This is a genomic window from Aurantimonas marina, assembly GCF_017183135.1.
GTDB classification, from domain to species: Bacteria; Pseudomonadota; Alphaproteobacteria; order Rhizobiales; family Rhizobiaceae; genus Aurantimonas; species Aurantimonas marina.
Window position 1 is genome coordinate 68,006 of record NZ_JADDXW010000008.1, and the last position, 25,880, is coordinate 93,885.

A 25,880-nucleotide genomic window follows, 5' to 3' on the forward strand; every position below is an offset into this window, starting at 1 on the left:
TCGATAGCCGTGGCTTAAGACGGATGGTCATGGCCAGCAGGAGGAGGTGAAACGCGATGCAATCCATATCCCCAGACCGGGTTTCCGCCCGACCGGGCCACTGGGCACCCGTCGCGTGCGGCGAGGCCGACCCGGTGGAAGCCGAGGCAGGCCCCATCATCGAGACCGATCGCCAGGCAGTTGCGCGGACCTGCCGGCTGGCAAGGGAAATCGCCGGTGCCTTCTTCGCCATCCCCGTCCGGGAAATCGAGCAGCCCGGCCGGGCGATCGCCAGCGTCTGCGAGGCCCGGCACGTCGCCATGTATCTGGTCCATGTTGTCTTCCAGATTCCACTCTCCGCGATGGCCGAGGGGTTCGGGCGTGACCGCACGACAATCGCCTATGCCGTTCGCCGCATCGAGGATCGACGCGACGATCAGGCGTTCGATGCCGCCGTCGAACGCTTGGAGGGCCTCGCGCACGCGGTCCGTGCGGCGCTCAACGCATGCGAGCACGGATGTGTGCGGGGAGTCACCTGATGGCGGCGTTTGCAAGCCACAATCCGAACGAGTCCCCTTTGGCCCGGCTGGCCCAGCGACGCGGCAAGGGCGGCGAACCGTTCCTGGCCGAAGCGGAGACGCTGGCCGGGGAACGGCTGCGGGTCGATTTCACGCGCGGTCAGTTACTGCCCGGAATCACGCAACGTTGGGATGCCCAGCCCCGGGAAAAGGGGAGCCGGCGCGGCGCGGACGATTTGTCGGATTCGGCGATCGACGCGCGGCAACGGGTCGATGCGGCGATCAAGGCCGTCGGGCCGGAACTCGCGGGCGTTCTCCTCGACATTTGCTGCTTCCTGAAGGGACTGGAAACCGTCGAGCGGGAACGGCAATGGCCAGCGCGCTCCGCCAAACTTCTGCTGAAAGCAGGCCTTGGCGTCCTGGCTCGCCATTACGGGCTGGCCGGGGCCGCCCGGTCCGCTTCTTCGCGCATCCGGCGATGGGGAACGGAGGATTACCGCCCATCGATCAATGGCCGGTGACTATCCGCGCCCAGCGAAACGAACAGCGGCGCGGTTCAGGCGGCGGCGAGAGCCTGCCGCGCATCGTCCTTGATTCGGGCGACCATCGAACGGAGGCCGTTGGAGCGTTGCGGCGTCAAATGGTCCTGCAGCCCCAGACGCGCGAACGTCGCCTCGGCATCGGCCTCCAAGATCTCGGGCGCGGTGCGACCGGAGAAAAGCGCAAGGGCCACGGCGACGAGTCCGCGAACGATATGGGCGTCTGATTCGCCGAGAAACGTCAGATGCGGCGGGCTCGCCTCGTCGGTGCGGCTGATCAGCCAGACCTGACTGACGCAGCCGCGGACCTTATTGGCGTCGTTGATCTCAGTCTCCGGCATCGCCGGCAACGATCGCCCGAGTTCGATCAGATACCGGTACCGATCTTCCCAATCGTCGAGAAACTCGAAATCGGCGGTGATGTCTTCGATCGTCGGCATGCTTTCTCCCGATCGGCCTTAAGTACCGTCCTTGTCGGGCGGCACACTCGATATAAGGCTACGGGATGCCGATGTCAGGTGCGGGGGGCCGAACGCGGGACCGGCAGACGCGACAGCGGCCCGGGTCCGGGAATCGAGCCGGGGGGGAGCAAGGTATGCCGCGCGTTCGCCGGCCCATTGAGGCGCGGCATGGCGACAGGCTGGCTCGTCGCCGCCGTTGTGCGCGACGATGCTGACGACAGGGCGCGGCCGACCGCGCCGGTGACTATCGCGTCCGGATAGGGTGAGGGCGGGATCGTCGCCGAATTCCCGGAGGCGGGACTGCCATCTTGCTCGGTCTCGATGAAATTGTAGGCGAGGGCAATTCCGTCTCCGATCCGCTCCCCAGCGAACCGGGCGAGATCGCCACCGGCATCGCACGCTGCCGGTGCCCGGTCGCAAAAGTTCGACAGATCGGCGATCGCCGCCTGGGCGCCCGCAAAGGTGGAAAAGATGTCGATCTGGCTTTCGCGGGTCTCTTCGACCTGGCCGTCGCCTGGGAGAAGCATCGCCACGATGCCTAAGAAGAACGCTGATTTCAGAACGAAACGGATCATCGATTTGCCTCTGGACGCTTTCCGGTGAGGGCCGGATCTCTCGGCCCGGTCGGTTGCGTTTCGTGAAGGCATAATGCCGGCGGGGGACAAAGGCTGCGTTCAAACTGCGAGACATGTTTGATTCAAACTTTACGGGTCGCCGCTCCCGCTGCTTGTCCACAGCTTCTTTCGGATGATGCTCGCCCTACAATCGCGGTTGTTCAGGCCGAGCGCGACGGTCCAGTCGCGAAGCGTTAACCATAACGGCAAACATCAAGGTCCGAATCTGCCTGCGGGCCGGTAATCTTGGCCGCAGGCGGCGCCGAGGGCGGCATGGTTTATGGCTTCCTTAAACGGTGGTCCGCATTATCGCGATCAAGCCACTGGGTCCGGCATTTTCATGATGGTCGACCCGCGCGGCGAGGCGAATGCGAGTGCGTGTATGACAGAGGCGTCGAACAACGGTCGGGCAGTGGCGGCATCGGCCGGCGCCGTGTCACAGCTTCGCGAACGGCTGGAAGAGCTCGTCGCGGCCAAGGTCCTCGTTCCAGGCGAGCGCCAGCTCCAGGGACGAGCGATCGGCGCGCTCATTGTCGCCGGTCTCCTCATGGCGATGGCTTCGCCAGTGCTCGCCGTGCTTCAGGCCGGTGCTCTCGCCGTCGCGACGCCGATGATCATCGCGAGCCTTTCTCTGGCCGCCGCCGCCTATCTCTCGGCAACCGGCGCGCTGGACCATGTGGCCTGGCTTGCCGGCTCACTTCTCTCCATAACATTGGGGCTCGTCGCCTACGCGGTCGAAGCCCCGCTCGCGGCATGGCTTCTGGTGCTGGCGATCGCGCCGGGGGAGGCAGCCATCGGGGGACGGCGCAAACTGGCTCTTGGCCTCGCCGGCTCGGCGGCCACCGTTGTCGGCACGGCGGTGTTCTTGGCCGAGAACGCACCGACGATCCAGCCTGCGGATCTCGCGTCGGCCGTGCTCCTCCTAGCCTATGTTGCGATTGTGGCCCGCAGGAGGGCGAAGCGCCCGGTACAGGGGGGGCATCCGCCCATATCCGTTCATTCAATGGCCGATGCCGCCGAGCTATTCGGTGCGGCGATGCTAAGCCTCGACCTTGAGGGCAGGATCGTCTTTGCCTCGAAGGGCGCGCGTACCCAGTTTTCGGAAAATGACGGGAATCTTGAAGGGCAGCAGCTCCTCGACAGCGTGTTGGTGGCCGATCGTATCGCCTTTTTGAAGGCGATGGCCGACGCCAAGTCGGACGGCCGCGGCTCCTGCGTCGAAGCGCGGCTTCGGCGTCCGGACGGGCAATATGTGCCGGCCGTCATGCGGTTCCTTGTCGCCACGGCGGTCGATGATCCGGTGCCTCTCGTCCATATCGCGATGACGCTCGCTGTCGAAGAAGGCAAGGTTACCCAGGGACTGCAGACGGCGCTCGAAGCCGCGCACCAATCCTCCGCCGCCAAGAGCCAGTTCCTGGCGGCCGTCAGTCACGAGCTTCGCACGCCTCTCAACGCTATCATCGGTTTCTCCGATATTCTGGATCAAGAATTCTTCGGCGGGTTCGAGAGCGAACGGCAGAAGGAATATGTCGGCCTCATCCGCCAATCGGGCCAGCACCTGCTATCGGTCGTGAACTCGCTGCTCGACGTCTCCAAGATCGAGGCTGGTCGATACGAACTGGCGCCCGAACCGTTTTCGATGGACGAAGCCGTCATCACCGCCGCCGGCGTCGTGCGCGAGGAAGTCCGGCGCAAGGGCTTGCGGCTGGACGTGCGATCCAGTTGCCAGGGCGAGACGATCGTCGCCGACCAGCGTGCCTGTCACCAAATACTTCTGAACCTCTTGTCGAACGCGGTGAAGTTCACGGATTCGGGCGTCATCACGCTCGAGAGCCAGATCGATGCCGGAGCGATCGAGCTTTCGGTGAGCGACACCGGCATCGGGATCGCCGCAGCGGATATCGAGCGGCTCGGCCGACCCTTTACCCAGCTGTCTTCCGGGCCGGCACGTCGCTACCAAGGCACAGGGCTCGGGCTTTCCCTCGTGAAAGGGCTGGTGGAATTGCATGGTGGCTCGATGACCATTCGCAGCCAGCCCGGGATCGGCACCATGGTGACCGTGCGCCTGCCGACCGACTGCACCCGACAAGCGGACAAGTCACAGACTCTCAAGGAAAATATTGTAGCACTCAGTGATGCCCGTACAAAAACGACAACCCAACCGAAAACCCCCGCGACGCGGCGCACGGCCTAGCTTCGGCGGGTGTGTTCTAGCGCTGGGAAAAAAAGGCGTGATGGCGACCGCAGCCAGTATGTGGCGGCGTCCGGCGCTTTCTGTCGGGCTAACCGCCTTCGGCGTGTTGTTCGCCGGAATGGCCAGCAATGCGATCTATGGCCAGGCCGGCCCGCATCCCAGCCCGATCCTGGCGACGCGGGGCGATGGCGAGAGTGCAGAGCGTCCGCATTTGGCGAACACGCATGGGCTAATGCCGGTCCCGCTCGTTCGGGAAGTTCAGGCCGGACTCGCGGCAATCGGCCACTACCGCGCGCCTGTCGATGGAAAGCCGGGCCCCGCGACGGAAGCCGCGATCCGCGACTTTCAGAGGGCGCATGGGCTGACGAAAGACGGCGCGGCAACGCCGCTGCTGCTCGCGCAGATCAGACAGGCTTCGGCGGATGCACCCAACCCGTCGCGGCGACCGGACGAATTTGCCAGCCTCGATGAGCGGATGGGTGGCAGCTCCGGTATGACCGATAGTTTGGCGGAAATCCCCGAGGGGTTGGCTGAATCCGGACTTGCCGCGCTCAGCGAGGACGAACTCGTCCGCCGCATCCAGGCCGGTCTAACGGCGGCGCAGGTTGCCGAACTCTCGTCCGACGGGATCCCCGGGGAGCGGACACGGGCAGCCATCCGCACTTTCGAGGCTCTGGAGGGGCTGGAGGTCACCGGTTCGCCGGACCCTCGGATTCTCGAGCGTCTGATCGAGATTGGCGCAGTCGATTGAGGCCCGCGCCGTAACGATGCGCATAACCAGCGAACTCTTTGTGGCGCAGCTCGTCCGGCGCCTATTCGCCGCTGGCGGATTTGCCGTCGTGGTCCGCAAGGGGGCCGGTGCGGCCGGCGCGATCTTCGTGGTGACGCGGAACCGCGCCGGGGAGATCCAGCTCTTCAGTCCGGCTGTGCAAAGCCTCAGCGACGACAGCGGCACCCGGCAGTTCATGCCGGAACCGGTGGATGACGAGGCGGCACTTGAAGCCCGATTCGCGCGTGAGGCCAGGTTCGACCCGGATTTCTGGGTGGTTGAAATCGAAACGGATGACGCGCCGAGCTTTCTCCAGATCGTCGAGGGTTGATCCTTATCGGTGGACCCGCCTGTCGCTGCGGGCAGGTCGCCGGCGCGAAAACAGTGCCCGGAGATCGTCAGCCGATCTTGCAGCCGTCAGGCGTCAGCGTTTGGCGCCGATTTGCGCGGTTCGCGACGGCAGCACGCGACGGCGGCCGAAGACCGGGCGAGGGGCCGAGGCTTCGATTCGTGGTTCAAGGTCCGCATACTGGCGTTGGTGGAGGACCGGATTGCGTGCGGGGGGCGCTGAGGAAAGCCCGAAGCGACCGCGACACTCATCGACGTCGAGGTCGCGATAGGCGAACTTCATCGCGTTGAAGGCCGCAATGTCCCGGCCGACCCGCGGTTTCAGCAGCATGATGATCGTCAAGGCGTCGGCGGGACCCGTGTTGATTGCCTTCAAGGCCGCCGCGAGGATCTCGCCGGTCGGATCGTCGAACATCTCCCGCATGCGAGAATCCGGGACCTTCAGCATGAGCGCGAGGCCGTCATATGCCAAATTCGTGCATCCCGCCCGGGCCATTTCGACGATACCGACGACTGTGGTCGGGGCGCTGGCCGCCGGCTTGGCGAGATGCTTTCCGGGTTCCGCCAGGCGAAGCAGCACGGCGCGCGCCTCGCTGACGTTCGCCGGCTCGGCCGTGTGTGGCCTCGGTGCGTTGTTTTTGATGGCTACGACGGCCTTCGCTGCCGCCTTCTTCGTCGCGCCAGAGGGGGACATCGTGGGGGCAGGCACAGCGGCCGGGGCGGCTGCTTCGGCGGACGGCCGGTCCGTCGCTTCTCCGGATTTTCGCCGACGGCCCAGGATTCGTTGCAGCTTCGGGCTCGACCTTCTCGCGAGCACCTCGATATCGTCCGCGGTCAGGCAGGGGCTCGCCACCAAGAAGGGCGCCGCGGTGTCGATCGGGGCGGCGAGGAGCTTTTCGACAATGGTTCGCGGTACACGCGGTGACTGGGAGAGTGCCGCCGCGAGAGCGCGTTTCGTCTTGGTGTCGATCTTGTCCCAGGCCGGGGCAACCAGCCGACCAAATTCGTGCGCCTGCCGCTCGCTCGGGTTGCGATGGGCCGCGAAGCTGGCGACGGCGGCAGTCACGATCGTGTCGAAACCGCCTTGGCCGGCCTCCTTTTCGAGCGATCGAAATATGCTCGGCACGACCTCCTTCATGGGACTCCCGGATGGTTGATCAATGGTTTCCTCGCCGCGAAGAATTACGCAAGATTTCTTAGCAAGCTGTTAACCCTCCTGGGGTCTGCTCATGCAAGGAGACCGGCGAGCAACGCGTCGGTGCCGGTGAAATCGGCCGGTCAGAAGGGAATCGGACCGTGACAGTCATTCTAAAATTTGTGCCGCGTAGCCCGATCCCGGCTCGCTGGCGGAACGAGATCCGCCCACGGGAATCGAAGGGCAAGATCGTCCTTTTGCCCTGTATTCGTCGTGAATTGCTCGAACCGGCGAAACAATGCCTCGACCGGCAAGCCATGCTACCCCGATAAGAGAGCATCCATCGTGATGATCGCTTCATGAGCGGCCGGACAGGGTAGTCCGGTTAGCTGTCGCGATTGTCCGGGCGGCTCGCCACCGCCGGTTCGATCGGTTCGCACTGCAGTGAGTTGACGAAGGCTCTTGCAGAGGGGCGCTTGCTTTCCTCATCGACCAGGACACGAATGGTCATGTATCCTTCGCTCAGGTCGAGCTCTACCGGGATCGTGATCTCCTCGGTGTCCGGGCCGAGATCGGCGTTAAACTCGACGATCTGTTCCCTGCTCCCGACGAGGAGATTGAACATGCCGTCAACGGCCGACCGATCGTTGATGCTGTAGAGATTGTCGCCGCGCCTGTCGTAGATCGAGGCTGACCAGAAGGGGCTCTCGTCATAGTTGGCAAGGATGCGAACCGGCCCTTTCGCGACCGAGAAGCGGCAGCTTGCGGTCACGAAAGCGGGGTCGACGAAGGCGAAATCCTGCCGGTCGGATCCCAGCGCGGGCGCGATCGCGTCCGATCCGGCGCTGCGTAGGGGCTCCACGCTGACGATCTGGTACATCGGGCCAAGGTTGGAGAAGCGTGCCCATGCATTGTTTCCGGCCACGAGCGGCATGGCGAAGATCACGGCGATGTGGACGATGACGGCGCCCACCAGACCAATCATAACGGCCAGAAGCAGCTTACCCATCGAAGCAGGTCTCCAACTCGATATCGGGTAACGACAGGCTGTCGACGCCGCTGGACGCGCTGGCGGGTGTATCATACAGCGCCAGCGCAAGGACGAGCGGTCCCCGGCCGGAGGTTGCAAGCCAGTTGCCAGCCCTCGCCATAGGGCCGATCGCGACCGCGAAGGAATTGTCCTCGGCCCGCATCAGATTGTGGGATGTCAGCCAACCGGCCCTTCCGGCACCGGGCTGGATCAGGCGACCCTCCGGCGTATACGGAGCGAGCGTCCAGATGCGGGTCGGTGGAGTATGTCCGGCGATTCGATATTGGCACTGGCGGCGCAGCGGCGCATCCGAACTATCGCGGTCAGCCGTGAACAAAATCCCTTCGCCGATCCCCAGCGTCAGATTGCCCAAGCGCGCCAGCCGCGCCTTGGCGTAGGGATCGGCGTCGGGAGAGCCCGCGAACGGATTGGCGGCCCAGGGGCCCACGGCGACGGTCCCGATCTCCGCAGATTCCTCAAGCGCCCGGTTTGCTGACCATCCACCGAGGCCAAGCGCGATCGCGAGGGCAATCAGGACGAGGAGAGTGAAACGCATAAGCCGATTATCCGGTCCGACAGGTCTAGGCTACGGGAGGCTTATTGCTGCGCCGGCGCCGCATCGGCCGCCGATCGCGCCGATGCGAGTTGCTCGGGCTTAAGCTGCGACAAGGTTTCGAGCCGCTCGGCGATATCGGCCAGGACGTCCTCCGCGGCTTTCCTCAGTGTCTGTGGGCCCCGGGCTGGCGGCGCGTCGCCGTCGATCGCGGCAACCTCGCGTTTTTCTTCGGGGAAGGGATTGTCGATGTAGGGGATCGGCTTCAACTCGATGTTTTGATGGGCGGCTTCCATAAAGCGCTGCCAGGTCATTGCCGGCAGCGAGCCCCCCGTCAAATTGTTGGTCGTCTTGAAACTGTCATTGCCGAACCAGACGGCAGCCGTGAAATTGCCGGTGTAGCCGACAAACCAGGCGTCCCGGTAACTCTGCGTCGTGCCGGTCTTGCCGCCCACGCGAGTCATCGAAAGCTGCGCTCGCCTGGCCGTGCCGCGCTCGGTGACCCCCACCAGCATCTCATTCATCGACCTGGTTGCTTCCTCGCTGAGGATACGGCGGCGCGGCGGCAAATCTTTCCGGGCGTCCCAGAGCGTCTTCCCGGAGGCAGCCGAAAGCTGCGTAATCGCATGACGACGAGAGTCCATGCCGCCATTGACGAAGACGCCGTAGGCGGTGGCCTGATCGAGGACGGTGACTTCGCTCGTTCCGAGCGCCATCGTCTTATCGCCGCGCAAGGGGGATTCGACCCCCATGGCCTTCGCCGTCGCGGTGACGGCATCCATGCCGACTTTCTGGCTGAGCTTGACGGCTGGCACGTTCAGTGAGCGGGCGAGAGCATTAGCCAGCGTCACACGGCCGGAAAACGATCGGCCGTAATTCTGCGGCGACCAATTGCCGATGGTGACGGGGCTGTCGACGATGGTGTCTTCCGGCTTCATCCCGGCCTGCATCGCTGCGGCATAGATGAAGACCTTGAAGGAGGAACCCGGCTGCCGCAGGGCTCTCGTCGCGCGGTTGAACTGCGAGATGCCGTAGTCCCTTCCGCCGACCACGGCGCGCACGCCGCCATCGTCGCCGAGCACGACCATCGCAGCTTCCTCCACGGCGTATTTCGTGCCGAACTGCCGCAGATGGTATTCGACCGCCTCGTCCGCGAGTTGCTGAAGCCGGAGGTCGATCGTGGTGCGGGCAACGAAATTGCGCTGCTTCAGGCCGCTGTCGCGGGCGAGCCGCTGGACCTCCTCGAAGGCGTAATCGAGGAAATAGTCGGGCGACTGCGTCACGGAACGGTCGACGGCGACGGCGGGCTGCCGGCGCGCTGCCACGACCTGACCCTCGGTGACGAAATTGGCCTGGACCATGTTGGTCAGAACCTCGTTCGCGCGGGCGCGAGCGGCCGGCAGGTTGATGTGCGGAGCGTATTTGGCGGGCGCCTTGAAGAGGCCCGCAAGCATCGCCGCCTCGGCCATCGACACGTCACGTATGTTCTTGTCGAAATAGAACTCCGCCGCAGCCGCGGCTCCGAAGCTGCCGCCGCCCATATAGGCGCGGTCGAGATACATCGCTAGGATCTCGCGCTTGCTCAGATTGGCTTCCAGCCACAGGGAAATGAACGCTTCCTTGATCTTGCGGTCGAGGGTCCGCTCATTCGACAAAAACAGGTTCTTGGCGAGCTGCTGGGTGAGCGTGGAGCCGCCCTGCACAACTCCTCCAGCGCGGGCGTTTTCCGATAGGGCCCGACCGAGCCCGAAAAGATCGATGCCCCAGTGCTCGAAAAATCGCCGATCTTCCGTCGCCAGAACTGCCTTGACGAACGTGTCGGGCAACTCGTCGATCGGCACCGCCGCCGACCGGAGCACGCCGCGTCGCCCAATTTCGTCCCCGTGGCGGTCGAGGAACAGGACCGAGAAGTCCGTCTCCTGCGGCAGTCCTTTGGCCGTGACCTCCATCGCCGGTTGTGCGAGCGCCAGAAGGAGGACGAAGCCCGCCAGGCCCAATGTCATGCCTTCTCCGGCGACCTCGAAGACGAATCGGTTGAAGCCGCGTGCGCGAAACTTGCGCGAGACGATCGTGATCGTTTCCCACCATGCGGCAAAGGCGCGGAAAAACCGCCACAGGCTGGAATCGATCCAGGCATCGATCTCGATCAATCGCGACGGCTGCCGGCGCCGGGGAGTTCTGTTCGACGAGTTCTGCAACTTCAACCTGTCACTATCGGCTGGACCCGGCGGCCAATCGCCGCGACGACAAAGCCTGTCGCCGACGATCCCCGGTTCCCCACGTCCCTTTAGAAAACCCTGTTGTTCCCATATACGTAGACCACATGAAAAAGTCGCGAGAAAGGTCAGACATTTCGCCCATGCGTGATTTCAGCAACAAGCCTTTTTGGCGTGAGAAGCCGCTTGCCGCGATGAATTCGCAGGAGTGGGAATCACTGTGCGACGGCTGCGGACGCTGCTGCCTGAACAAGCTGGAAGACTGGGATAGCGGCGAGATCGCGTGGACGAATGTGGGATGTCAGCTGCTCGACGGGCACGCATGCCGGTGCCGCGACTACGAGAACCGGCAAGCCACCGTGCCCGATTGCGTCGCGCTCGACGCGGCAAAAGTACGCGAACTGACCTGGCTGCCTCCGACCTGCGCCTATCGCCTGGTGGGTGAGGGGCGCGATCTGTACTGGTGGCATCATCTGGTCTCCGGCGATCGAGAGACCGTACACGACGCCGGTATATCGGTGCGCGACCGCACCGTGAGCGAAGTCGGAATGGAATTAGAGGACTACGAAGAGTACGTGGCGGAGTGGCCTGGGGAAAACCCGATGGACGATGCGGCTTGATCGGGTTCGAGCGAAAATATGAAAATATTCCTTGACACCGTCACGCTGCTTTGTTAGCTTTTAGATACAGTCGAGAAATTGCGGGCGGCGGGGTCTTCACCCCAGCCGCTTTTTCTATGCGGAATCCTCTTCAGGGAGAGGAATTTCGTGCTCTACCGACAGGGGATGAGACATGGTGAAGCTGCCATCGGATCGGCTCCTGGCTCTGCTCATGCTCGAGATCGACGTCTTCGAAATCGCGATAAAGGAAAATAAACCGGCAAAGGAGACGCCCGCACAGGCCGCGGTCGGACGCCCGAAACGCGCCGCCGGCGCGGGAACGGACAGGACGCGGGAATTCGCGGCGGCCAAGGAACGCATCGACCTCCTCGTCCAAATGACCCGCACGTTGGAAAAGCTTCTGGAATTGCGACGGCTCGAAGTGCTCGCCGCCCAGGGCGGTGCGGAGGACGAGGCCGAGACGGCCCAACTCCGCGAGGAATTGTTGAACCGGTTGCGCAGCCTCGATGCGCGGCGGCGGGCGGGGCCGGCCTTGTTCGACACCGCTACGGGCGCGTTCGCCGGCGACGCGGCGGTCTTGCGGAGGGATGTGGCGGCCCCGACGTCGGAGACGCGGGATGCCGGCGAACAGGCCGGCGCAGTGGCAGAGACCGGATGACGGCCGCTGTGGAGCGCGAAGGCGAGACGGGGGCAGAGGGCGCGGAAGAGGACGAGCAACACCTATTGGACCCCGAGTTCTGGCATCGGACAGGCGTTGCTCTTCGGCAAACCCGTGCATCGGTCCTCAGGGCGACGATGCCGGTGTGGCCGTCCTATGCGCGGCCTGCCCAATTGCCACCGCCCGGCGCGTGGCGGCAATGGCTGCTGATCGGCGGCCGCGGATCGGGCAAGACCAGGGCTGGCGCGGAGTGGGTGCGGGCGATGGCGGCGGGCGACGCGCCATTCGCCAGCCGGCCACACGGCCGGATCGCGTTGATCGCCGAAACGCTTGGCGATGCGCGTGAGGTGATGGTCGACGGGGAAAGTGGCCTCATGGCTGTCTCGACTGGGCCGAGACCGGTTTTCGAGGTGAGCCGGCGCCGGCTGGTCTTCGCGAATGGCGCGATCGCGCAGATCTTTTCGTCCGAGGACCCGGACGCGCTTCGCGGCTACCAATTCGACGCGGCCTGGGGCGACGAGTTTGCCAAATGGGCCCATGGGGAGGCCTGTTTCGACAATTTGCAGTTCGGGTTACGCCTTGGCGAGCAGCCACGGGCACTGTTCACGACGACGCCGCGGCCGATCCCGCTCTTGAAGCGGCTGATCGCCGATCCGGCGACGGTGACGAGCCACATGCGAACGGCGGAGAATGTCCGCAATCTCGCGCCTGGCTTCCTGGCCGCGATGGAGACCCGCTATGGCGGCTCCCGGCTCGGGCGGCAGGAACTGGAAGGCCTGATGATCGACGCGCGGGAGGACGCGCTGTTCGATCTGGAAGCGATCGAGCGCGCGCGGGTCAGGGCGGCGCCGGAATTGCGGCGTATCGTGGTGGCGATCGACCCGCCGGCGACGGCGACGGCGCGCTCCGATGCCTGTGGCATCGTCGCGGTCGGGAGTTCCGCCGACGGCACCGTCTACGTCCTCGCGGATGCCTCGCGGCGAGGTTCCAAGCCGCATGAGTGGGCGAGAGCGGCGGTGGCGCTTTACGAGCGGCTGGCGGCCGACCGGATCATCGCCGAGGTCAATCAGGGCGGCGACATGGTCGAGGCGGTGATCCGGACCTGCGCACCGCATGTGCCGTTCCGGGCCGTGCGGGCAAGCCGCGGCAAATGGGTGCGGGCGGAGCCGGTGGCGGCGCTTTACGAACAGGGCCGCGTGCGCCATGCGGGACGGTTTCCCGAGCTCGAGGATGAAATGGCCGATTTCGGCCCCGATGGCCTGACCGGCGGCCGCTCGCCCGACCGGCTCGACGCGCTGGTCTGGGCGGTAACGGCCCTGATGGGAACGACGCGGGAACCGCGGGTTCGTGGCTTCTAAAGCATCGAACGGCCGCCGAAGACGACAATCTGGAGACATCGATGGGACTGATGACGACGATCGCCGGCTGGCTCGGCGGTGCTGAGACGCGCGCGCCCGTGGGTGGGAATGCCACGGGACGAGAAAGCAAGGGCGCCGGCTATGCCGGCGGCGCGCTGGTGTTCACGGGCGCCGCCGACCCCGGCGCCTGGAGCGAACCGTCCTATGAGGCGCTGGCGCGGTTCGGTTTCATGCAAAACCCGATCGTCTACCGTTCGGTGCGACTGATCGCGGAGACCGCGGCGGCCATTCCCTTCGTTCTTCATGACGGTCCCAATGAGGTCGTCCGGCATCCGATCCTCGATCTGATGCGCAGGCCGAACAGCGGGACGGATGGGCCGAGCCTCGTCGAGACGTTGTGCGGCCATCTGCTTCTGTCAGGCAACGCCTATCTCGAGGCGGCCAACTTCGAGAGCGAGGTCAAAGCGCTGTACTCGCTGCGCCCGGATCGGATGCGGATCATCGAAGGACGCGACGGATGGCCGGTCGGCTACGAGTACAGGGCCGGCCATTCGGTCCGCCGCATCGCCGCAGACGGCAGCGACGGCCGGCCAAGCACGCTCCTGCATGTGCGCCTGTTCCATCCTTTGGCGGAGATGGCCGGCTATTCGCCGCTCGCGGCAGCGCAGACGGCGCTCGACCTGCACAATGCGGCATCGCGCTGGAACAAGGCGCTGCTGGACAATTCCGCGCGCCCATCCGGGGCGCTGGTCTACCAGCCGGCCGACGGCGGCAATCTCGCGCCGGAGCAATTCGACCGCCTCAAGGCTGAGCTCGAAAGCGGCTATGCCGGATCAGCGCGCGCCGGGCGTCCGATGCTGCTCGAAGGAGGGCTGGACTGGAAGGCGATGGCGCTATCGCCGAAGGACATGGACTTCATCGAGGCCCGCAACGGCGCGGCGCGCGACATCGCGCTTGCCTTCGGCGTGCCGCCGATGCTGCTCGGCATACCGGGCGATCTGACCTACGCGAACTATGCCGAAGCGAACCGTGCCTTTTTCCGGCTGACCGTGCTGCCCCTGATCAGCCGGTTGAGCGGAGCGATCGGCGATTGGCTCGGCGGCCATTTCGCGGCGCCCGAACTTCGGCTCGGCGTGGATCTCGACCAGGTGGACGGCCTGAGCGCCGAGCGTGAGGCGCTCTGGGCGCGGGTCGGCGCGGCGGACTTCCTGTCGCGTTCGGAAAAGCGCGTGGCGGTCGGCTACGGCGTCGAGGAGTAAACCGGGGATCAACGCCAGAAAAGAGCGGCAACCAATCGGTTCCGCTCCAAGACCTTGTTTCACCACGATATTTCAGGGTGACCGAACGATGCAGCCATCTTATGCGATTGTCAGGACGAAGCCTTGTGGCGGCCCTCGCGGCGCAAGGCGGCTGCGATGAGCGCCGAGCCGCTGTCGGCCCTGGCGCTTTGGGTCGCAAAGATCGCCGGCGCCGTCGCCGGGTCAGCCATCTCGGTGGCCTATTTGTTGCCGCGGGGGCGGCGCGAGGCGGCGTCGCGGTTTCTCATAGGGATTGTGACCGGTGTGGTCTTCGGCCCGCCGGCCGGCCTGGTGCTCGCCGAGCATCTGGGGCTCAACGCGACCTTGAGCTCGATGGAGCTCGCGCTGATGGGGTCGGCCTCAGCCAGCCTTTGCGCCTGGTGGGCGCTCGGCATTCTCGCGCGCCTCGCGGAGGGGCTGTTCAGCGTCGGTGACAAGGCGCCTTGGAGGAACCGATGAGCTCCGGACCTTCGGCGTTCGACTTCGCCAGGCCCGACGCCTCCGGCCGGTTGCGGGGCTACGCCGCGATCTTCGGCGACGCGGACCTTGCGGGCGACGTCATCGAGCCCGGCGCCTTCACCGCATCCGTCGTAACGCGCGGCGCGTCCGGCATTCGCATGCTCTGGCAGCACGATCCCGGCCGCCCCGTCGGAACCTGGACGCTGATCCGCGAAGACCGGACGGGGCTCTATGTCGAAGGCCGGCTCGCGCTTCGCACGCAAGCCGGCCACGAGGCGGCCGAGCTGATCGCGGCCGGGGCGCTGGATGGGCTGTCGATCGGCTTCAAGACCAAGCTGGCGCGGCGGGCGGTCGGACCGATCCGAAGACGCCTCGTCACGATCGATCTGTGGGAGATCTCGCTGGTGACCTTTCCGATGCAGGAACGGGCGCGGCTCATCGGCCGGGCCGGTCTCGCCCGCCGCCGGGACGAGCGGCTGCCGGCATCAGGCTATCCCCGCCAGAAACGGCGGGCCGTCCCGGCCTGAGCGCCGACCGCGACGCAATAGTCCGCTGACCATCCATCCCAAGCAGAACGGAGAACCGCATGAGCGACATTTCCAACGCCGCGCCGGAGACGAAGGCGCACGGCCCCGAGGCCGGTTCGGCTTTCCATGACTTCATGGAGGCTTTCGAGAGCTTCCGGGAAGCCAATGACGAGCGTCTCGGCGATATCGAGAAGCGCATGAGCGCCGACGTCATCACCGAGGAAAAGGTCGATCGCATCAACAAAGCGCTCGAAGAGCAGGAGCGGCGCTTCGAGCGGCTGGTGCTGAAGGAGACCCGCCCCGCGCTCGGCGGTTCGGAGCGTCGGCAGAACGCCGGTCCGAGCGAGCACAAGCAGGCTTTCGAGCGCTATGTCCGCGCCGGCGACGAGCGTGACATGCGCCGGATCGAGGAAAAGGCGATGTCGAGCCTGACCGGGGCGGACGGCGGCTTTTTGGTTCCCGACGAGACGGAGACCGAGATCGGCCGGCGCCTCGCAGCGATTTCGCCGGTCCGTTCCATCGCCACGGTTCGCACCGTCTCCGCCGCGGTCCTGAAGAAGCCCTTCGCGATCTCCGGGGCGCAGACCGGCTGGGTGGGCGAAGCCGACGCCCGGCCGCAGACGACGGCGCCGCAGCTCGCCGAACTCACCTTTCCGACGATGGAACTCTACGCCATGCCGGCGGCGACGAACGCGCTGCTCGACGATGCGGCGGTCAATATCGACCGGTGGATCGGCGAGGAGGTCGAACAGGCTTTCGCGGCCCAGGAAGGCACCGCCTTCGTCAATGGCGACGGCATCGCCAAACCGAAGGGCTTCATGACCTATCCGACGGTCGATGAAAGCGCCTGGGCGTGGGGCTCGATCGGCACCGTCGCCACCGGTGCGGCGGGCGGTTTCGCCGCGGGTACCGCCGCCGACGCGGTGCTCGATCTCGTTTATGCGCTGAAGGCCGGCTATCGGCAGAACGCCAGCTTCGTCATGAACCGGCGCACGCAGGCGGCCGTGCGCAAGCTGAAGGACGCGGACGGCAACTATCTGTGGCAGCCGCCGACCGGAGCCGGCGCGCGGGCGACGCTGATGGGCTTCCCGATGGTCGAGGCCGAGGACATGCCGGATATCGCCGCCGGAGCGAAGGCGATCGCCTTCGGCGATTTCGGCCGGTTCTATCTCGTCGTCGACCGGCAGGGGGTGAGGGTGCTGCGCGATCCCTACTCGGCCAAGCCCTACGTCCTCTTCTATACGACCAAGCGCGTCGGCGGCGGCGTGCAGGACTTCGACGCAGCCAAGTTCCTCGACTTCTCTCTCTAAGTATCCCCCGACAGCACCGGCCGGGCAGGGTTCTTGCCCGGCCGGTTCTCTTTCCGGAGACAATGATGACGACGATCGACCTTGGCGGTGGCGTCGAGCCGATGACGGCCGCCGATATCAAGATCTGGGCCAGGATCGACCGCGACGACGAGGACGGTCTGATCGCAAATCTGATCCGCGCCGCCCGCGAAACCATCGAGGCGACGACCGGTCTCGTTCTGGCGCGGCGGACGTTTCGGCTGGCGCTCGACCCGGTTCCCGGCGACGGATGGGCCGAAGTCCGGCTGAGCCCGATCGTCGGCGTGACGTCGATCACCGCCTATGGAGCGGACGGCACGCCGATCATTTTCGATCCGGGCGAGGCGATCGTCGAGCGCGTTCTCGGGATCGAGGCGATCCGGCTGTCGCCAGCGGTGCGGATGGCGGCGGCGAACGGCGTGGAAGTCGAGTTCGAGGCGGGCTTCGCGGTCGGTATGGTTCCCGAGAACCTGCTTCTGGCGCTGCGCACCATCGTGGCGGCGTCGTATGAACTGCGGGCCGCCGTCGATCTCTCCCAACAGCCGGCAGTCCTTCCCACGCTGGCCCGGTCGCTGCTTGCTCCGTATCGCAGGGTCCGGATCTGATGGCGCCGCTGTTTCTCGACCCGGCGCTGCTGCGCAAGCGCGCGGTGCTGGAAGCCGCCGATCTCACGCCCGATGGCGCGGGCGGGGCGTCGGCCACATGGCGGGAGCTGCGCGAGCTTTCGGTGCATGTCGAGCCGGTCTCGGTGGTCGCTCGCGAGCGCTTCGACCGGCACGAGGCGGTAGTGACCCATCGGGTGATCTGCCGCTGGACAACCGACGTCGAGCGCGGCCGCGCATTCCGCCTGGGCCCGCGCCGCCTTGCCATTCTTTCGGTGCATGATCCGGACGAGACCGGGCGCTTTCTCGTGTGCCGCTGCGAGGAGCAACGCTGATGCGCATCGACGTGCGGCTCAAGCGCCTACGCCTCGGCGCGGCCACCCATCGCGTGATCAGCGCGGCCCTGGACGAGGGGAGGCGGGCCCAGGGCGCGTCGTTGGTGCAGCCACTACCCTCGACATCGCGAATCCTTAACATTCCCGAGGCATGGTCGATGCTACACGCCGAAGTGTCCAGCCGGACGCGAAAGACGGGAACACCGACGGAGACACTCCGTTAACGACTCACGACGACGTTGCGAAAATTTAAACCAAAACGCTACGAGTACCCCTGACGGGATGGTGCTACACTCCATATATCAATCTGTCAGGAAAGGTGAGCGAGGATTACTGGCCATGGCACATCCCAGCGCTGAATTGCAGACGACGATCTTCCAGACGCTGACGTCGGACCCGGCCCTGACGACCTTGCTCGGCGGGCCAAAAGTGTTCGATCGTCGTCCGGAACGAGCGAGTTTTCCCTATTTGACGTTCGGCCGAACGGCGGTCGTCGATTGGTCGACCGGGACGGAGGACGGGGCGGAGCACATCCTGACCCTGCATGTCTGGGCGAAGGGCGGCGGCAAGCGCGAGACCTATGAAATCATGGACAAGGTCGCGAGCAAGCTGAACGACGCGACCTTGCCGCTGGAGGGGCACCATCTGGTCAACCTCCAGCTCCAGTTCGCAGAGGCCCGGCAGGAGCCGGACGCGCCGACCTATCACGGCATCCTGCGGTTTCGGGCGGTGACCGAACCGCTGGCCTGATCGCCGGCAAACTGAGCAACGGGCGTCCGCGTCGCGGCGTTCGTTATGCGTGAAATGTGATTTTGGGCGGTCCTTCGGGACCGCCCTTTTTGTTGGCCGGTGCGCCGGCCGCGCGGGAAAGGACAACGCGACATGGCCGCCCAGAAAGGCAAGGACCTGCTGCTCAAGGTCGACGACAATGGCGATGGCAGCTTCACGGCGGTGGCGGGGCTGAGAACCCGGCGGATCGCGTTCAATGCCGAGAGCGTCGACATCACCGACACCGAAAGCGCCGGGCGCTGGCGCGAGCTGCTCGGCGGAGCCGGGGTGCAGCGCGCCGCGCTATCGGGGGCGGGAATCTTCAAGGATGCAGCCTCCGACGCGGTGCTGAGGCAGATCTTCTTCGACGGCCGCGTTACACCTTTTCAGGCAGTGATTCCGGATTTCGGCACGATCACCGGTCCGTTCCAGGTGACGGCGCTGGAATATGCCGGCGAGCACAATGGCGAGGTCACTTTCGAAGCGACGCTGGAGTCCGCCGGCGCGCTGACCTTCGCGGTGCTGTGAGGATGGCGGTCAACCGGCGGCGGGGCGAAGTCTCCGCAATCATCGATGGGCGTGAGCACACGCTCTGCCTGACCCTCGGCGCGCTCGCCGAACTCGAGGACGCTTTTGCGAGCGACAATCTGGCGGCGCTGGCCGAACGCTTCGGCGGCGGACGGCTGTCGGCGCGCGACCTGATGCGCATTCTTGCCGCCGGATTGCGCGGGGCCGGAACGGACGCCAGCGAAGCCGATGTAGCGGCCATGCGGATCGATGGCGGGGCCGCCGGGGCGGCGGCGGTTGCGGCGGCTTTGCTTTCGGCCGCCTTCGGACAGCCGGAGGAGGCGATCGAGGCACCCGCAAACCCTTGAGTGCCGTGCCGGAAACGCAAGGGGCCTCCGGCATGGCTTTCCCCTGGCAGGAAGCGATGGGCGCGGGTCTCGGGTTGTTGCGGCTTTCGCCCCGGGCCTTCTGGGCGATGACGCCGCGCGAGCTGGTCGCCGCGCTGGCGCCCCTCAACGCGGCCGGCGGCGCGATACCGCCGCAACGGGCCGATCTGGCCGCGCTGATGCGGCGCTTCCCCGACCGGGGCACATCACAGGCACAGAGGTGAACCGATGGAACCGGACGAGACGTTGAACGTCGCGATCGTCGCCGACACAAGCGGCTTCGAGCGGGCGATGGGCGATCTGACGCAGCGGGCGAACGCCTTCGGCTCGGCGATCACGTCTGCGCTGAAGGGCGCCGTCACCGGCGGCCGATCCTTCGACAGCGTGCTGCGCCAGATCGGGCAGCGCATTTCCGCCATCGCGCTGGATGCGGCGCTGCGGCCGCTGACCAACATGGCGTCGGGCTTCATCGGCAAGGCGGTCGGCGGATTGACCGGTGCCCTGACCGCGCCAGTCCCGACGGGCGTTCTGCCCTTCGCCAAGGGCGGCGTCGTCGCGGCGCCAAGCTATTTTCCGACCGGCGGCAAGCTTGGCCTGATGGGCGAGGCCGGGGCAGAGGCGATCCTGCCGCTGAAGCGCGGCGCCGACGGAACCCTCGGCGTCGCGACACCGGCAGCGGGTGCCGGACCGTCGATCGTTTTCAATGTGACGACGCCGGACGCGGCCAGCTTCAAGCGCTCGGAGGCGCAGATCCAGGCGATGCTCGCGCGCGCCGCGAGCCGTGGCCGGCGGGGGTTGTAGGAAATGGCCATCGAAGCCTTCAGCGAAGAACGGTTTCCGCTGCGCGTCTCGTTCGGCACCAGCGGCGGGCCGGAGCGCCGGACCGAGATCGTGCGCCTTTCGACCGGCTACGAGCACCGCAACCAGCGCCATCGCCATTCGGCGCGGCGCTACGATGCCGGCTCCGGCGTCAGGAGCCTTGCCGACCTTGCCGCCGTGCTCACCTTCTTCGAGGCGCGGCGCGGCAAGCTCACCGGGTTCCGGTTCCGCGACCCGCTCGACTGGCGCTCGTCGCAATACGGGCAGGCGGCGACCGCCTTCGATCAGATGATCGGAACCGGTGACGGTGTGACGACGGTCTTTCCGCTGCTGAAAGTCTACGGAACCGGAGACGCGGCCTACAGCCGGCCGATCGAAAAACCGGTGCGGGGGACCGTTCGGATCGCCGTCGACGGCACCGAACTCGCCGCCGGTACGGACTTCAACGTCGATACTGCCAGCGGCGCGGTGACCCTGGCTTTGGCGCCGGCCGCCGGCCTGTCGATCACCGCCGGCTTCGAATTCGACGTGCCGGTGCGCTTCGACATGGACCAGCTCGCCGTCAATGTCGCGGCCTTCGAGGCCGGCGACATCCCGTCCATTCCGTTGATCGAGGTGCGGCCATGAGGCAGATCCCCTCAGGGCTGGAGAGTCGTCTGGAGAGCCCGGCGACGACGCTGGCCCATTGCTGGCGCCTGACGCGGCGCGACGGCGTGGTTCTCGGCTTCACCGATCATGACGAGGCGCTGACCTTTGCGGGGACGCGTTTCGAGGCGGCAACCGGATTGACCGGTGGGGAGGCCGAAGAGACGCTGGGGCTGGCCGCGTCGACGCGCGAGGTCGAGGGCGCGCTGTCTTCGGCGGCGATCGGCGAGGCTGACATTCGCGCCGGCCGCTTCGACGCGGCGCGGGTCGAGACCTTCGTGGTCGATTGGCAGAATCCCGCCGACTTCGTGCTGATGGATGTCGCCGAACTCGGCGAGGTCAAGCATGGCGAGACCGGGTTCGCCGCCGAATTGCGCGGCGTTGCGGCGCAGCTCGACCGGGTGCGCGGACGCATCTACCGGCGCCGCTGCGATGCGGTGTTCGGCGATGCCCGCTGCCGGTTTCCAGCGTCCGATCCGCCCTATTCCGTCGAAACCGTAGTCAATGGCGGGGAGGGGGGAACGATCCTGGTCGACGGCGATCTCGGCGGCTCGCCGGAGGGCTTCAATCACGGTCGACTGGCGTTTCGCGACGGTGCCGCAGTGGGGCTCGCGGCCGATATCGTTGCTGCGAGCGAGACCGGACTCGGCACGGTTCGCCTTTCCCTCGCCGAGTCGATCGACGCGAGCTTCGCGCCGGGCGACCGGTTGCGGCTGACCCAGGGCTGCGACAAGCGCTTTTCTACTTGCCGCGACCGCTTCGCCAATTCCGCGAATTTTCGCGGTTTTCCGCATATGCCTGGTAGCGACGCCGCGCTGGCGGTGGCCAAGGCGGACGGCGTCCATGACGGCTCGCCGGTGGTGCCATGAGCGAGCTTGCGCCGTCTCGCGCGCTCGCAGTGGCTCGCACCTTTCTCGGCACTCCCTATCGTCATCAGGGCAGCCGGCAGGGCGTCGGCTGCGACTGTCTCGGCCTGTTGCGCGGCGTCTGGCGTGCACTCTATGGGGCCGAGCCGGAGGACCCCGGTCCCTACGGAGTCGACTGGTCGATCCGGAGCGGCCCGGACCGGCTGCTGGAGGCCGCGCGGCGGCACCTGATCGCGGTCGATCTCGCCGATGCCCGGCCGGGCGATGTCGTGCTGTTTTGCTGGCGCATCGGCGCGCCGTCGGCCCATTGTGGCATCCTCGACGAGGGCGGCCGGGTGATCCACGCCTATGAAGGCGCGGCGGTGGTTTCCTCGCCGATGCCGCAGGCCTGGACCCGCCGGATCGCCGGTGCCTTTCGTTTTCCGGAGTAGGTCATGGCCACGATTCTTCTGCAGGCGGCCGGCGGCCTTGTCGGTGGCGCCTTGGGCGGCCCGCTCGGCGCCGTTCTCGGTCGCGCGGCCGGCGCGCTGGCGGGGGCATCGCTCGACGCCTCGCTGTTCGGCGGCACGCGCCGCAGCGAGGGGCCAAGGCTCGGCAACAGCCGGATCATGGAGGCGGACGAGGGCGCCGGTATCGCCAGGGTCTACGGTACGGCGCGGGTCGCCGGTCAGGTGATCTGGACGACGCGCTTCGAGGAGGTCGCGAGGACCGAACGGCGGGGCGGCAAGGGCGGCGGCCCGCGTATCGAAACGACCACCTACAGCTACTATGGCAATGTCGCGGTCGGGCTTTGCGAAGGGCCGATCGCCGGCATCCGGCGGGTGTGGGCGGATGGCGAGGAGCTCGATCTTACCGACACCGTCCACCGCGTTTATCGTGGCGACGAAACGCAAGAGGCCGATCCGCTGATCGAGGCCAGGCAAGGGGCCGGCAACGCGCTCGCCTATCGCGGGCTTGCCTATATCGTGTTCGAGCGGCTGCCGCTGGAGCGCTGGGGCAACCGCCTGCCGCAGATCTCCTGCGAGATCCTGCGTCCGGTCGGGGGCCTCGAAACCGATCTTCGCGCCATCACCATCATTCCCGGCGCCAGTGAGCACGGCCTCGATCCCGTCCCGGTGCGCGAACGGCTCGGCGCGGGCGAGGATCGGGTCGTCAACCGCAACGTCCTCCACGGTTCGAGCGACTGGACCGCCTCGCTCGATGAACTCGGCGCGCTCTGTCCGTCGCTTGAGCGCGCCGCGCTGGTGGTGTCCTGGTTCGGCGACGATCTGCGCGCTGGCCGTTGTCGTCTTAGGGCAGGCGTCGAGATCGTCCAACGCGACGAAACCGAGGTCTGGCGCGCCGGCACGGTCGACCGGGCTGGCGCGCATCTGGTCAGTTCCATCGATGGCGAACCGGCCTTCGGCGGCACGCCCAGCGACCAGGGCGTGCTGCGGGCGATCGCGGACCTGAAGGCGCGTGGGCTGAAGGTGACCTATTACCCCTTTATCCTGATGGATGTGCCACCCGGCAACGGACGTGCCGATCCCTATGGAGGCGCGGAGCAGGCGGCGTTTCCTTGGCGCGGGCGGATGACGCTCGACATCGCCACCGATCGCGCCGGCTCGGCCGACGGCACGGCGGCGGCAAGGGCCGATACCGCGGCCTTCCTGGGAACCGCTGCTCCAGCGCATTTCGCGTTGACGGCATCTGGTGTCGACTATTCCGGCCCCGACGAATGGTCCTATCGGCGGATGATCCTGCATCAGGCGACGCTCGCGGCAGCGGCAGGCGTCGACGCCTTCGTCATCGGCTCCGAAATGCGCGGGTTGACGCGAATCCGCGATCAGGACGGTCGTTTTCCCTTCGTCGAAGGGCTGATCGCCATCGCGGGCGAGATCAAGGCAATGATGCCGACAGCCATCGTCACCTACGCAGCCGACTGGAGCGAATATTTTGGCTACCAGCCGGCGGATGGCTCCGGCGACGTCTTCTACAATCTCGATCCGCTCTGGGCCGCACCATCGATCGACGTCGTCGGCATCGACAATTATTTGCCGCTGGCCGACTGGCGGGACGGGGACATCGACGCGGACCCGGCGGAACCATCCTCGCAATATAACCGGGACGGACTGCGGGCCGGGATCGGCGGCGGTGAATATTACGACTGGTCCTATGCCAGCGACGCCGATCGGGCGGCCCGCATCCGCACGCCGATCACCGACGGCGCGGCCGACAAGCCTTGGGTCTACCGCGCCAAGGACGTGACGGGCTGGTGGTCGAACCCGCATGTCGAGCGCCGCGCCGGGGTCGAAATCGCCGGAACATCAGCATGGGTGCCGATGTCGAAGCCGGTGTGGTTCACCGAACTCGGCTGCCCGGCGATCGACAAGGGCGCGAACCAGCCCAATGTCTTCATCGACCCGAAATCGTCGGAAAGCTTCGTCCCGCATTTTTCCGCCGGTGGCCGCGACGACCTCGCCCAGCGGCGGTTTCTCGAAGCGCAGCTGGCTTATTGGGACCCGGCATCGCCGGACTTTTCGGCCGCCGCCAATCCGATTTCACCGGTCTACGGTGGCCGGATGGTCGATCCGGCCGCGATCCATGTGTGGACCTGGGACGCGCGACCCTATCCGGCATTTCCGACGCGCGGCGACCTGTGGAGCGACGGCGGCAATTGGCGTCGTGGCCACTGGCTGAGCGGCCGTCTGGCCAACGCGCCGGCGGATGCCTTGATCGCGGCCCTATTGGAGGACCACGGCATTGCCGATTATGACGTCTCGGCCGTCGATTCCTGTGTGACCGGTTACGTCGCCGCCGGTCCCGGCACAGCGCGCGAAATGCTCGAGGATCTGCTGCGACTGACCGGCACCGTCGTGCATGTCGCGGCCGGGCGACTGATCTTCCGATCCCTTGCGTCGCTGCGGTCGAGCCGCGAGATCGGGATTTTCGCCGACGAGGACGGCCCCTATGTCGAGCTGCGGCGCGGCGAGGCGAGCGAGCGACCCGAGGAGATCACGCTGGGGTTCCTTGATCCGGCGCGGGCTTACCAGCCCGGTTCGGCCGAAGCGGTACGCGCCAGCGCTGCTCATCCCCGCAAGGATATCATCCAGCTTCCGGTGGTGCTCGACGAGGCCCATGCGAAGGACCTGGCCGCGGCGATGCTGCGTGAGGCGGGCGGCGCGGTCGAGACGGCGCGATTCGCCGTCGCGCCCTCGCTCCTGTCCCTCGAGGCAGGGGATGTGGTGGATCTGGCGGAGCACCCCGGCGCCTGGCTGGTGAACCGTATCGAGACGGGCGCTTCGCGAAGGATCGAGGCACGGCGGCTGCCCGAGCGCCGGGGATCCCTGGTCGATCAGGGGGAGCCTCCACCTTCGCCGCGGCCGCCGGCTCCCGCGATTGCCTCGCGACCACTGGTGCATCTCCTCGACCTGCCGCTTCCCGATGGAGGGCAGGACATCGCTGGTGTGCGGTTCGCGGTGCAGGCGAAGCCCTGGCCGGGCTATTCGATCGCGACATCGCGGCAGGGCGGCGCTTTCCTGGAGCGAGCGACGGCGACCCGCCCGGCGATCACGGGCGAACTACTCGAGGCGCTCAGGGTGGGACCGGAAGGACGTCTGGATCGCGGGAACACGATCACGCTGCGGCTCGACAGGGGCGCTGTCTACGCGATTTCCCGGGAGGAACTTCTGGACGGCGGCAATCTCTGCGCCGTCCAGGGTGCCTCAGGCGAATGGGAAGTGCTGCAATTCGGGACGGCGGCGGAGATCGCGCCGGGCGTCTTCGAATTGCGGGATCTGCTGCGCGCCCAAGGCGGCACCGAGGATGCGATGGCTGCGGGTGCGCCAGCCGGGTCCACGTTCGTCTTGCTCGACGCGGCCTGCGAGCCGCTCGGACTGACGACATCGGATGTCGGCCGCGAGATGGATTTTCGCGTCTCGCCGCTCGGCCGCTCTCTGGACGATCCCGCGACGACCACACTTACCGCCACGCTCGGCCAGCGCTCGGTCAAGCCTCTGTCCCCGGTGCATCTGAAAGCCGGCTTCGATGCTGGGGGCGCGGTGGCCCTGTCCTGGATCCGGCGAACCCGCCTCGGTGGCGACAATTGGGATGGCCCCGACGTGCCGCTCGGCGAGGAACAGGAACTCTACCGCATCGAGATCGGCGACGGATCGGGTGCCGTTCTGGAGCGCGAGCCCGGCACGCCTGCGGTGGTGCTCACCGCTGAGGAGCAGGCTGCCGCCTTCGGCGCTTTGCCCGCCGAGCTTGTCGTCACCATTGCCCAGGTCAGCCCGGTCTGGGGCGCGGGGACGGCCCGGCAGACGATTTTTTCCCGACCGGCGTGAGCGCCGGCGCAACCGCAAGGAAA

The 25,880-nt window shown here is 66.4% G+C and carries 29 protein-coding genes; 23 read left to right on the plus strand and 6 right to left on the minus strand.

Annotated features, from left to right (window positions below):
- The first annotated feature begins 56 nt into the window (after window positions 1-56).
- Both ING15_RS10955 and ING15_RS10960 read left to right on the plus strand, forming a co-directional pair.
- Window positions 57-518, plus strand: coding sequence for a helix-turn-helix domain-containing protein (locus ING15_RS10955; protein WP_206454846.1), 462 nt, complete (start codon window positions 57-59; stop codon window positions 516-518).
- Window positions 518-1,018 carry a DUF6456 domain-containing protein gene (locus tag ING15_RS10960; RefSeq protein ID WP_206454847.1) on the plus strand — a complete coding sequence of 167 codons (501 nt, stop codon included), beginning with the start codon at window positions 518-520 and terminating at the stop codon, window positions 1,016-1,018. Before ING15_RS10955 ends, ING15_RS10960 begins: the two co-directional genes overlap by 1 nt.
- A 35-nt stretch (window positions 1,019-1,053) precedes the next feature.
- On the opposite strand, the gene ING15_RS10965 is transcribed toward ING15_RS10960, so the two are convergent.
- On the minus strand, window positions 1,054-1,476 hold the full coding sequence (locus ING15_RS10965) for a SufE family protein (protein WP_206454848.1): 423 nt from the start codon (window positions 1,474-1,476) through the stop codon (window positions 1,054-1,056).
- A gap of 74 nt (window positions 1,477-1,550) precedes the next feature.
- On the minus strand, window positions 1,551-2,072 hold the full coding sequence (locus ING15_RS10970) for a DUF5330 domain-containing protein (protein ID WP_206454849.1): 522 nt from the start codon (window positions 2,070-2,072) through the stop codon (window positions 1,551-1,553).
- Between the two features lie 421 nt (window positions 2,073-2,493).
- Here ING15_RS10970 and ING15_RS10975 point away from each other — a divergent pair, with 421 nt between their 5' ends.
- From ING15_RS10975 to ING15_RS10985, 3 genes are read left to right on the plus strand one after another with little or no spacing between them, the layout of a single operon-like run.
- Window positions 2,494-4,305 carry a sensor histidine kinase gene (locus ING15_RS10975; protein ID WP_206454850.1) on the plus strand — a complete coding sequence of 604 codons (1,812 nt, stop codon included), beginning with the start codon at window positions 2,494-2,496 and terminating at the stop codon, window positions 4,303-4,305.
- A 40-nt stretch (window positions 4,306-4,345) separates the two neighbouring features.
- Window positions 4,346-5,056, plus strand: a complete 711-nt coding sequence (locus ING15_RS10980) for a peptidoglycan-binding domain-containing protein (protein ID WP_206454851.1) — start codon at window positions 4,346-4,348, stop codon at window positions 5,054-5,056.
- Window positions 5,057-5,072: 16 nt separating this feature from the next.
- Window positions 5,073-5,405: a DUF1491 family protein gene (locus ING15_RS10985; protein ID WP_206454852.1), complete on the plus strand. Its 333-nt coding sequence runs from the start codon at window positions 5,073-5,075 to the stop codon at window positions 5,403-5,405.
- Between the two features lie 93 nt (window positions 5,406-5,498).
- On the opposite strand, the gene ING15_RS10990 is transcribed toward ING15_RS10985, so the two are convergent.
- The 4 genes from ING15_RS10990 to ING15_RS11005 form a co-directional block, all read right to left on the minus strand.
- Window positions 5,499-6,548, minus strand: a complete 1,050-nt coding sequence (locus ING15_RS10990) for a hypothetical protein (RefSeq protein WP_206454853.1) — start codon at window positions 6,546-6,548, stop codon at window positions 5,499-5,501.
- A 394-nt stretch (window positions 6,549-6,942) separates the two neighbouring features.
- On the minus strand, window positions 6,943-7,566 hold the full coding sequence (locus ING15_RS10995; protein WP_206454854.1) for a DUF1254 domain-containing protein: 624 nt from the start codon (window positions 7,564-7,566) through the stop codon (window positions 6,943-6,945).
- The gene (locus ING15_RS11000; protein ID WP_206454855.1) at window positions 7,559-8,143 is read right to left on the minus strand and encodes a DUF1214 domain-containing protein; all 585 of its coding nucleotides are present in this window, start codon (window positions 8,141-8,143) and stop codon (window positions 7,559-7,561) included. The genes ING15_RS10995 and ING15_RS11000 overlap by 8 nt, the downstream gene beginning before the upstream one ends.
- 41 nt (window positions 8,144-8,184) lie before the next feature.
- The gene (locus tag ING15_RS11005; protein ID WP_206454959.1) at window positions 8,185-10,338 is read right to left on the minus strand and encodes a transglycosylase domain-containing protein; all 2,154 of its coding nucleotides are present in this window, start codon (window positions 10,336-10,338) and stop codon (window positions 8,185-8,187) included.
- A gap of 161 nt (window positions 10,339-10,499) precedes the next feature.
- On the opposite strand from ING15_RS11005, the gene ING15_RS11010 reads away from it, so the two are divergent.
- The 18 genes from ING15_RS11010 to ING15_RS11095 all read left to right on the plus strand — a co-directional run bounded on the left by ING15_RS11010 (window position 10,500) and on the right by ING15_RS11095 (window position 25,857).
- Entirely contained in the window at window positions 10,500-10,976 is a 477-nt protein-coding gene (locus tag ING15_RS11010) for a YcgN family cysteine cluster protein (RefSeq protein ID WP_206454856.1), read from the plus strand.
- Window positions 10,977-11,148: 172 nt separating this feature from the next.
- On the plus strand, window positions 11,149-11,634 hold the full coding sequence (locus tag ING15_RS11015) for a hypothetical protein (RefSeq protein WP_206454857.1): 486 nt from the start codon (window positions 11,149-11,151) through the stop codon (window positions 11,632-11,634).
- 137 nt (window positions 11,635-11,771) lie between these two features.
- Window positions 11,772-12,992 (plus strand): DNA-packaging protein, encoded by a 1,221-nt coding sequence (locus tag ING15_RS11020; RefSeq protein WP_206454960.1) that lies wholly within the window; start codon window positions 11,772-11,774, stop codon window positions 12,990-12,992.
- Between the two features lie 50 nt (window positions 12,993-13,042).
- Window positions 13,043-14,251: a phage portal protein gene (locus ING15_RS11025; protein ID WP_206454961.1), complete on the plus strand. Its 1,209-nt coding sequence runs from the start codon at window positions 13,043-13,045 to the stop codon at window positions 14,249-14,251.
- Window positions 14,252-14,407: 156 nt separating this feature from the next.
- Window positions 14,408-14,749, plus strand: coding sequence for a DUF6107 family protein (locus ING15_RS11030; protein WP_206454858.1), 342 nt, complete (start codon window positions 14,408-14,410; stop codon window positions 14,747-14,749).
- A complete protein-coding gene (locus ING15_RS11035) occupies window positions 14,746-15,276 on the plus strand; it encodes an HK97 family phage prohead protease (protein ID WP_206454859.1) in 531 nt (176 codons plus the stop codon). Before ING15_RS11030 ends, ING15_RS11035 begins: the two co-directional genes overlap by 4 nt.
- Before the next feature lie 59 nt (window positions 15,277-15,335).
- Entirely contained in the window at window positions 15,336-16,586 is a 1,251-nt protein-coding gene (locus ING15_RS11040; RefSeq protein WP_206454860.1) for a phage major capsid protein, read from the plus strand.
- A gap of 65 nt (window positions 16,587-16,651) precedes the next feature.
- Window positions 16,652-17,209, plus strand: a complete 558-nt coding sequence (locus ING15_RS11045; protein ID WP_206454861.1) for a head-tail connector protein — start codon at window positions 16,652-16,654, stop codon at window positions 17,207-17,209.
- A complete protein-coding gene (locus ING15_RS11050) occupies window positions 17,209-17,541 on the plus strand; it encodes a phage head closure protein (protein ID WP_206454862.1) in 333 nt (110 codons plus the stop codon). Before ING15_RS11045 ends, ING15_RS11050 begins: the two co-directional genes overlap by 1 nt.
- Window positions 17,542-17,880: 339 nt before the next feature.
- A complete protein-coding gene (locus ING15_RS11055; protein WP_206454863.1) occupies window positions 17,881-18,291 on the plus strand; it encodes a DUF3168 domain-containing protein in 411 nt (136 codons plus the stop codon).
- Between the two features lie 132 nt (window positions 18,292-18,423).
- The gene (locus ING15_RS11060) at window positions 18,424-18,837 is read left to right on the plus strand and encodes a phage major tail protein, TP901-1 family (RefSeq protein WP_206454864.1); all 414 of its coding nucleotides are present in this window, start codon (window positions 18,424-18,426) and stop codon (window positions 18,835-18,837) included.
- A gap of 2 nt (window positions 18,838-18,839) precedes the next feature.
- Window positions 18,840-19,184, plus strand: a complete 345-nt coding sequence (locus tag ING15_RS11065; protein WP_206454865.1) for a gene transfer agent family protein — start codon at window positions 18,840-18,842, stop codon at window positions 19,182-19,184.
- A 32-nt stretch (window positions 19,185-19,216) separates the two neighbouring features.
- Window positions 19,217-19,426: a rcc01693 family protein gene (locus ING15_RS11070; RefSeq protein ID WP_206454866.1), complete on the plus strand. Its 210-nt coding sequence runs from the start codon at window positions 19,217-19,219 to the stop codon at window positions 19,424-19,426.
- 4 nt (window positions 19,427-19,430) lie between these two features.
- Complete coding sequence (locus ING15_RS11075) at window positions 19,431-20,003, plus strand: phage tail tape measure protein (RefSeq protein WP_408628690.1); 573 nt, start codon at window positions 19,431-19,433, stop codon at window positions 20,001-20,003.
- Between the two features lie 3 nt (window positions 20,004-20,006).
- Window positions 20,007-20,648, plus strand: a complete 642-nt coding sequence (locus tag ING15_RS11080) for a phage distal tail protein, Rcc01695 family (RefSeq protein ID WP_206454867.1) — start codon at window positions 20,007-20,009, stop codon at window positions 20,646-20,648.
- On the plus strand, window positions 20,645-21,535 hold the full coding sequence (locus tag ING15_RS11085; RefSeq protein ID WP_206454868.1) for a DUF2163 domain-containing protein: 891 nt from the start codon (window positions 20,645-20,647) through the stop codon (window positions 21,533-21,535). Before ING15_RS11080 ends, ING15_RS11085 begins: the two co-directional genes overlap by 4 nt.
- The gene (locus tag ING15_RS11090) at window positions 21,532-21,963 is read left to right on the plus strand and encodes an NlpC/P60 family protein (RefSeq protein WP_206454869.1); all 432 of its coding nucleotides are present in this window, start codon (window positions 21,532-21,534) and stop codon (window positions 21,961-21,963) included. The genes ING15_RS11085 and ING15_RS11090 overlap by 4 nt, the downstream gene beginning before the upstream one ends.
- Window positions 21,964-21,966: 3 nt before the next feature.
- Window positions 21,967-25,857, plus strand: a complete 3,891-nt coding sequence (locus ING15_RS11095; protein ID WP_206454870.1) for a baseplate multidomain protein megatron — start codon at window positions 21,967-21,969, stop codon at window positions 25,855-25,857.
- The last annotated feature ends 23 nt before the right edge of the window (window positions 25,858-25,880 follow it).

Excerpts from the sequence above, each read along its gene's own strand:
- ING15_RS11010 (WP_206454856.1), top strand. The coding sequence starts at position 10,500 with ATGCGTGATTTCAGCAACAAGCCTTTTTGGCGTGAGAAGCCGCTTGCC.
- ING15_RS11095 (WP_206454870.1), top strand. The coding sequence starts at position 21,967 with ATGGCCACGATTCTTCTGCAGGCGGCCGGCGGCCTTGTCGGTGGCGCC.
- ING15_RS11000 (WP_206454855.1), bottom strand. The coding sequence starts at position 8,143 with ATGCGTTTCACTCTCCTCGTCCTGATTGCCCTCGCGATCGCGCTTGGC.
- ING15_RS11055 (WP_206454863.1), top strand. The coding sequence starts at position 17,881 with ATGGCACATCCCAGCGCTGAATTGCAGACGACGATCTTCCAGACGCTG.
- ING15_RS11050 (WP_206454862.1), top strand. The coding sequence starts at position 17,209 with ATGGCGCCGCTGTTTCTCGACCCGGCGCTGCTGCGCAAGCGCGCGGTG.
- ING15_RS10955 (WP_206454846.1), top strand. The coding sequence starts at position 57 with ATGCAATCCATATCCCCAGACCGGGTTTCCGCCCGACCGGGCCACTGG.
- ING15_RS10975 (WP_206454850.1), top strand. The coding sequence starts at position 2,494 with ATGACAGAGGCGTCGAACAACGGTCGGGCAGTGGCGGCATCGGCCGGC.
- ING15_RS11080 (WP_206454867.1), top strand. The coding sequence starts at position 20,007 with ATGGCCATCGAAGCCTTCAGCGAAGAACGGTTTCCGCTGCGCGTCTCG.
- ING15_RS11060 (WP_206454864.1), top strand. The coding sequence starts at position 18,424 with ATGGCCGCCCAGAAAGGCAAGGACCTGCTGCTCAAGGTCGACGACAAT.
- ING15_RS11075 (WP_408628690.1), top strand. The coding sequence starts at position 19,431 with ATGGAACCGGACGAGACGTTGAACGTCGCGATCGTCGCCGACACAAGC.
- ING15_RS11040 (WP_206454860.1), top strand. The coding sequence starts at position 15,336 with ATGAGCGACATTTCCAACGCCGCGCCGGAGACGAAGGCGCACGGCCCC.
- ING15_RS11020 (WP_206454960.1), top strand. The coding sequence starts at position 11,772 with ATGCCGGTGTGGCCGTCCTATGCGCGGCCTGCCCAATTGCCACCGCCC.
- ING15_RS10995 (WP_206454854.1), bottom strand. The coding sequence starts at position 7,566 with ATGGGTAAGCTGCTTCTGGCCGTTATGATTGGTCTGGTGGGCGCCGTC.
- ING15_RS10965 (WP_206454848.1), bottom strand. The coding sequence starts at position 1,476 with ATGCCGACGATCGAAGACATCACCGCCGATTTCGAGTTTCTCGACGAT.
- ING15_RS10985 (WP_206454852.1), top strand. The coding sequence starts at position 5,073 with ATGCGCATAACCAGCGAACTCTTTGTGGCGCAGCTCGTCCGGCGCCTA.
- ING15_RS10960 (WP_206454847.1), top strand. The coding sequence starts at position 518 with ATGGCGGCGTTTGCAAGCCACAATCCGAACGAGTCCCCTTTGGCCCGG.
- ING15_RS11015 (WP_206454857.1), top strand. The coding sequence starts at position 11,149 with ATGGTGAAGCTGCCATCGGATCGGCTCCTGGCTCTGCTCATGCTCGAG.
- ING15_RS11035 (WP_206454859.1), top strand. The coding sequence starts at position 14,746 with ATGAGCTCCGGACCTTCGGCGTTCGACTTCGCCAGGCCCGACGCCTCC.
- ING15_RS11025 (WP_206454961.1), top strand. The coding sequence starts at position 13,043 with ATGACGACGATCGCCGGCTGGCTCGGCGGTGCTGAGACGCGCGCGCCC.
- ING15_RS11045 (WP_206454861.1), top strand. The coding sequence starts at position 16,652 with ATGACGACGATCGACCTTGGCGGTGGCGTCGAGCCGATGACGGCCGCC.
- ING15_RS11070 (WP_206454866.1), top strand. The coding sequence starts at position 19,217 with ATGGCTTTCCCCTGGCAGGAAGCGATGGGCGCGGGTCTCGGGTTGTTG.
- ING15_RS10980 (WP_206454851.1), top strand. The coding sequence starts at position 4,346 with ATGGCGACCGCAGCCAGTATGTGGCGGCGTCCGGCGCTTTCTGTCGGG.
- ING15_RS10970 (WP_206454849.1), bottom strand. The coding sequence starts at position 2,072 with ATGATCCGTTTCGTTCTGAAATCAGCGTTCTTCTTAGGCATCGTGGCG.
- ING15_RS11085 (WP_206454868.1), top strand. The coding sequence starts at position 20,645 with ATGAGGCAGATCCCCTCAGGGCTGGAGAGTCGTCTGGAGAGCCCGGCG.
- ING15_RS11090 (WP_206454869.1), top strand. The coding sequence starts at position 21,532 with ATGAGCGAGCTTGCGCCGTCTCGCGCGCTCGCAGTGGCTCGCACCTTT.
- ING15_RS11065 (WP_206454865.1), top strand. The coding sequence starts at position 18,840 with ATGGCGGTCAACCGGCGGCGGGGCGAAGTCTCCGCAATCATCGATGGG.
- ING15_RS11030 (WP_206454858.1), top strand. The coding sequence starts at position 14,408 with ATGAGCGCCGAGCCGCTGTCGGCCCTGGCGCTTTGGGTCGCAAAGATC.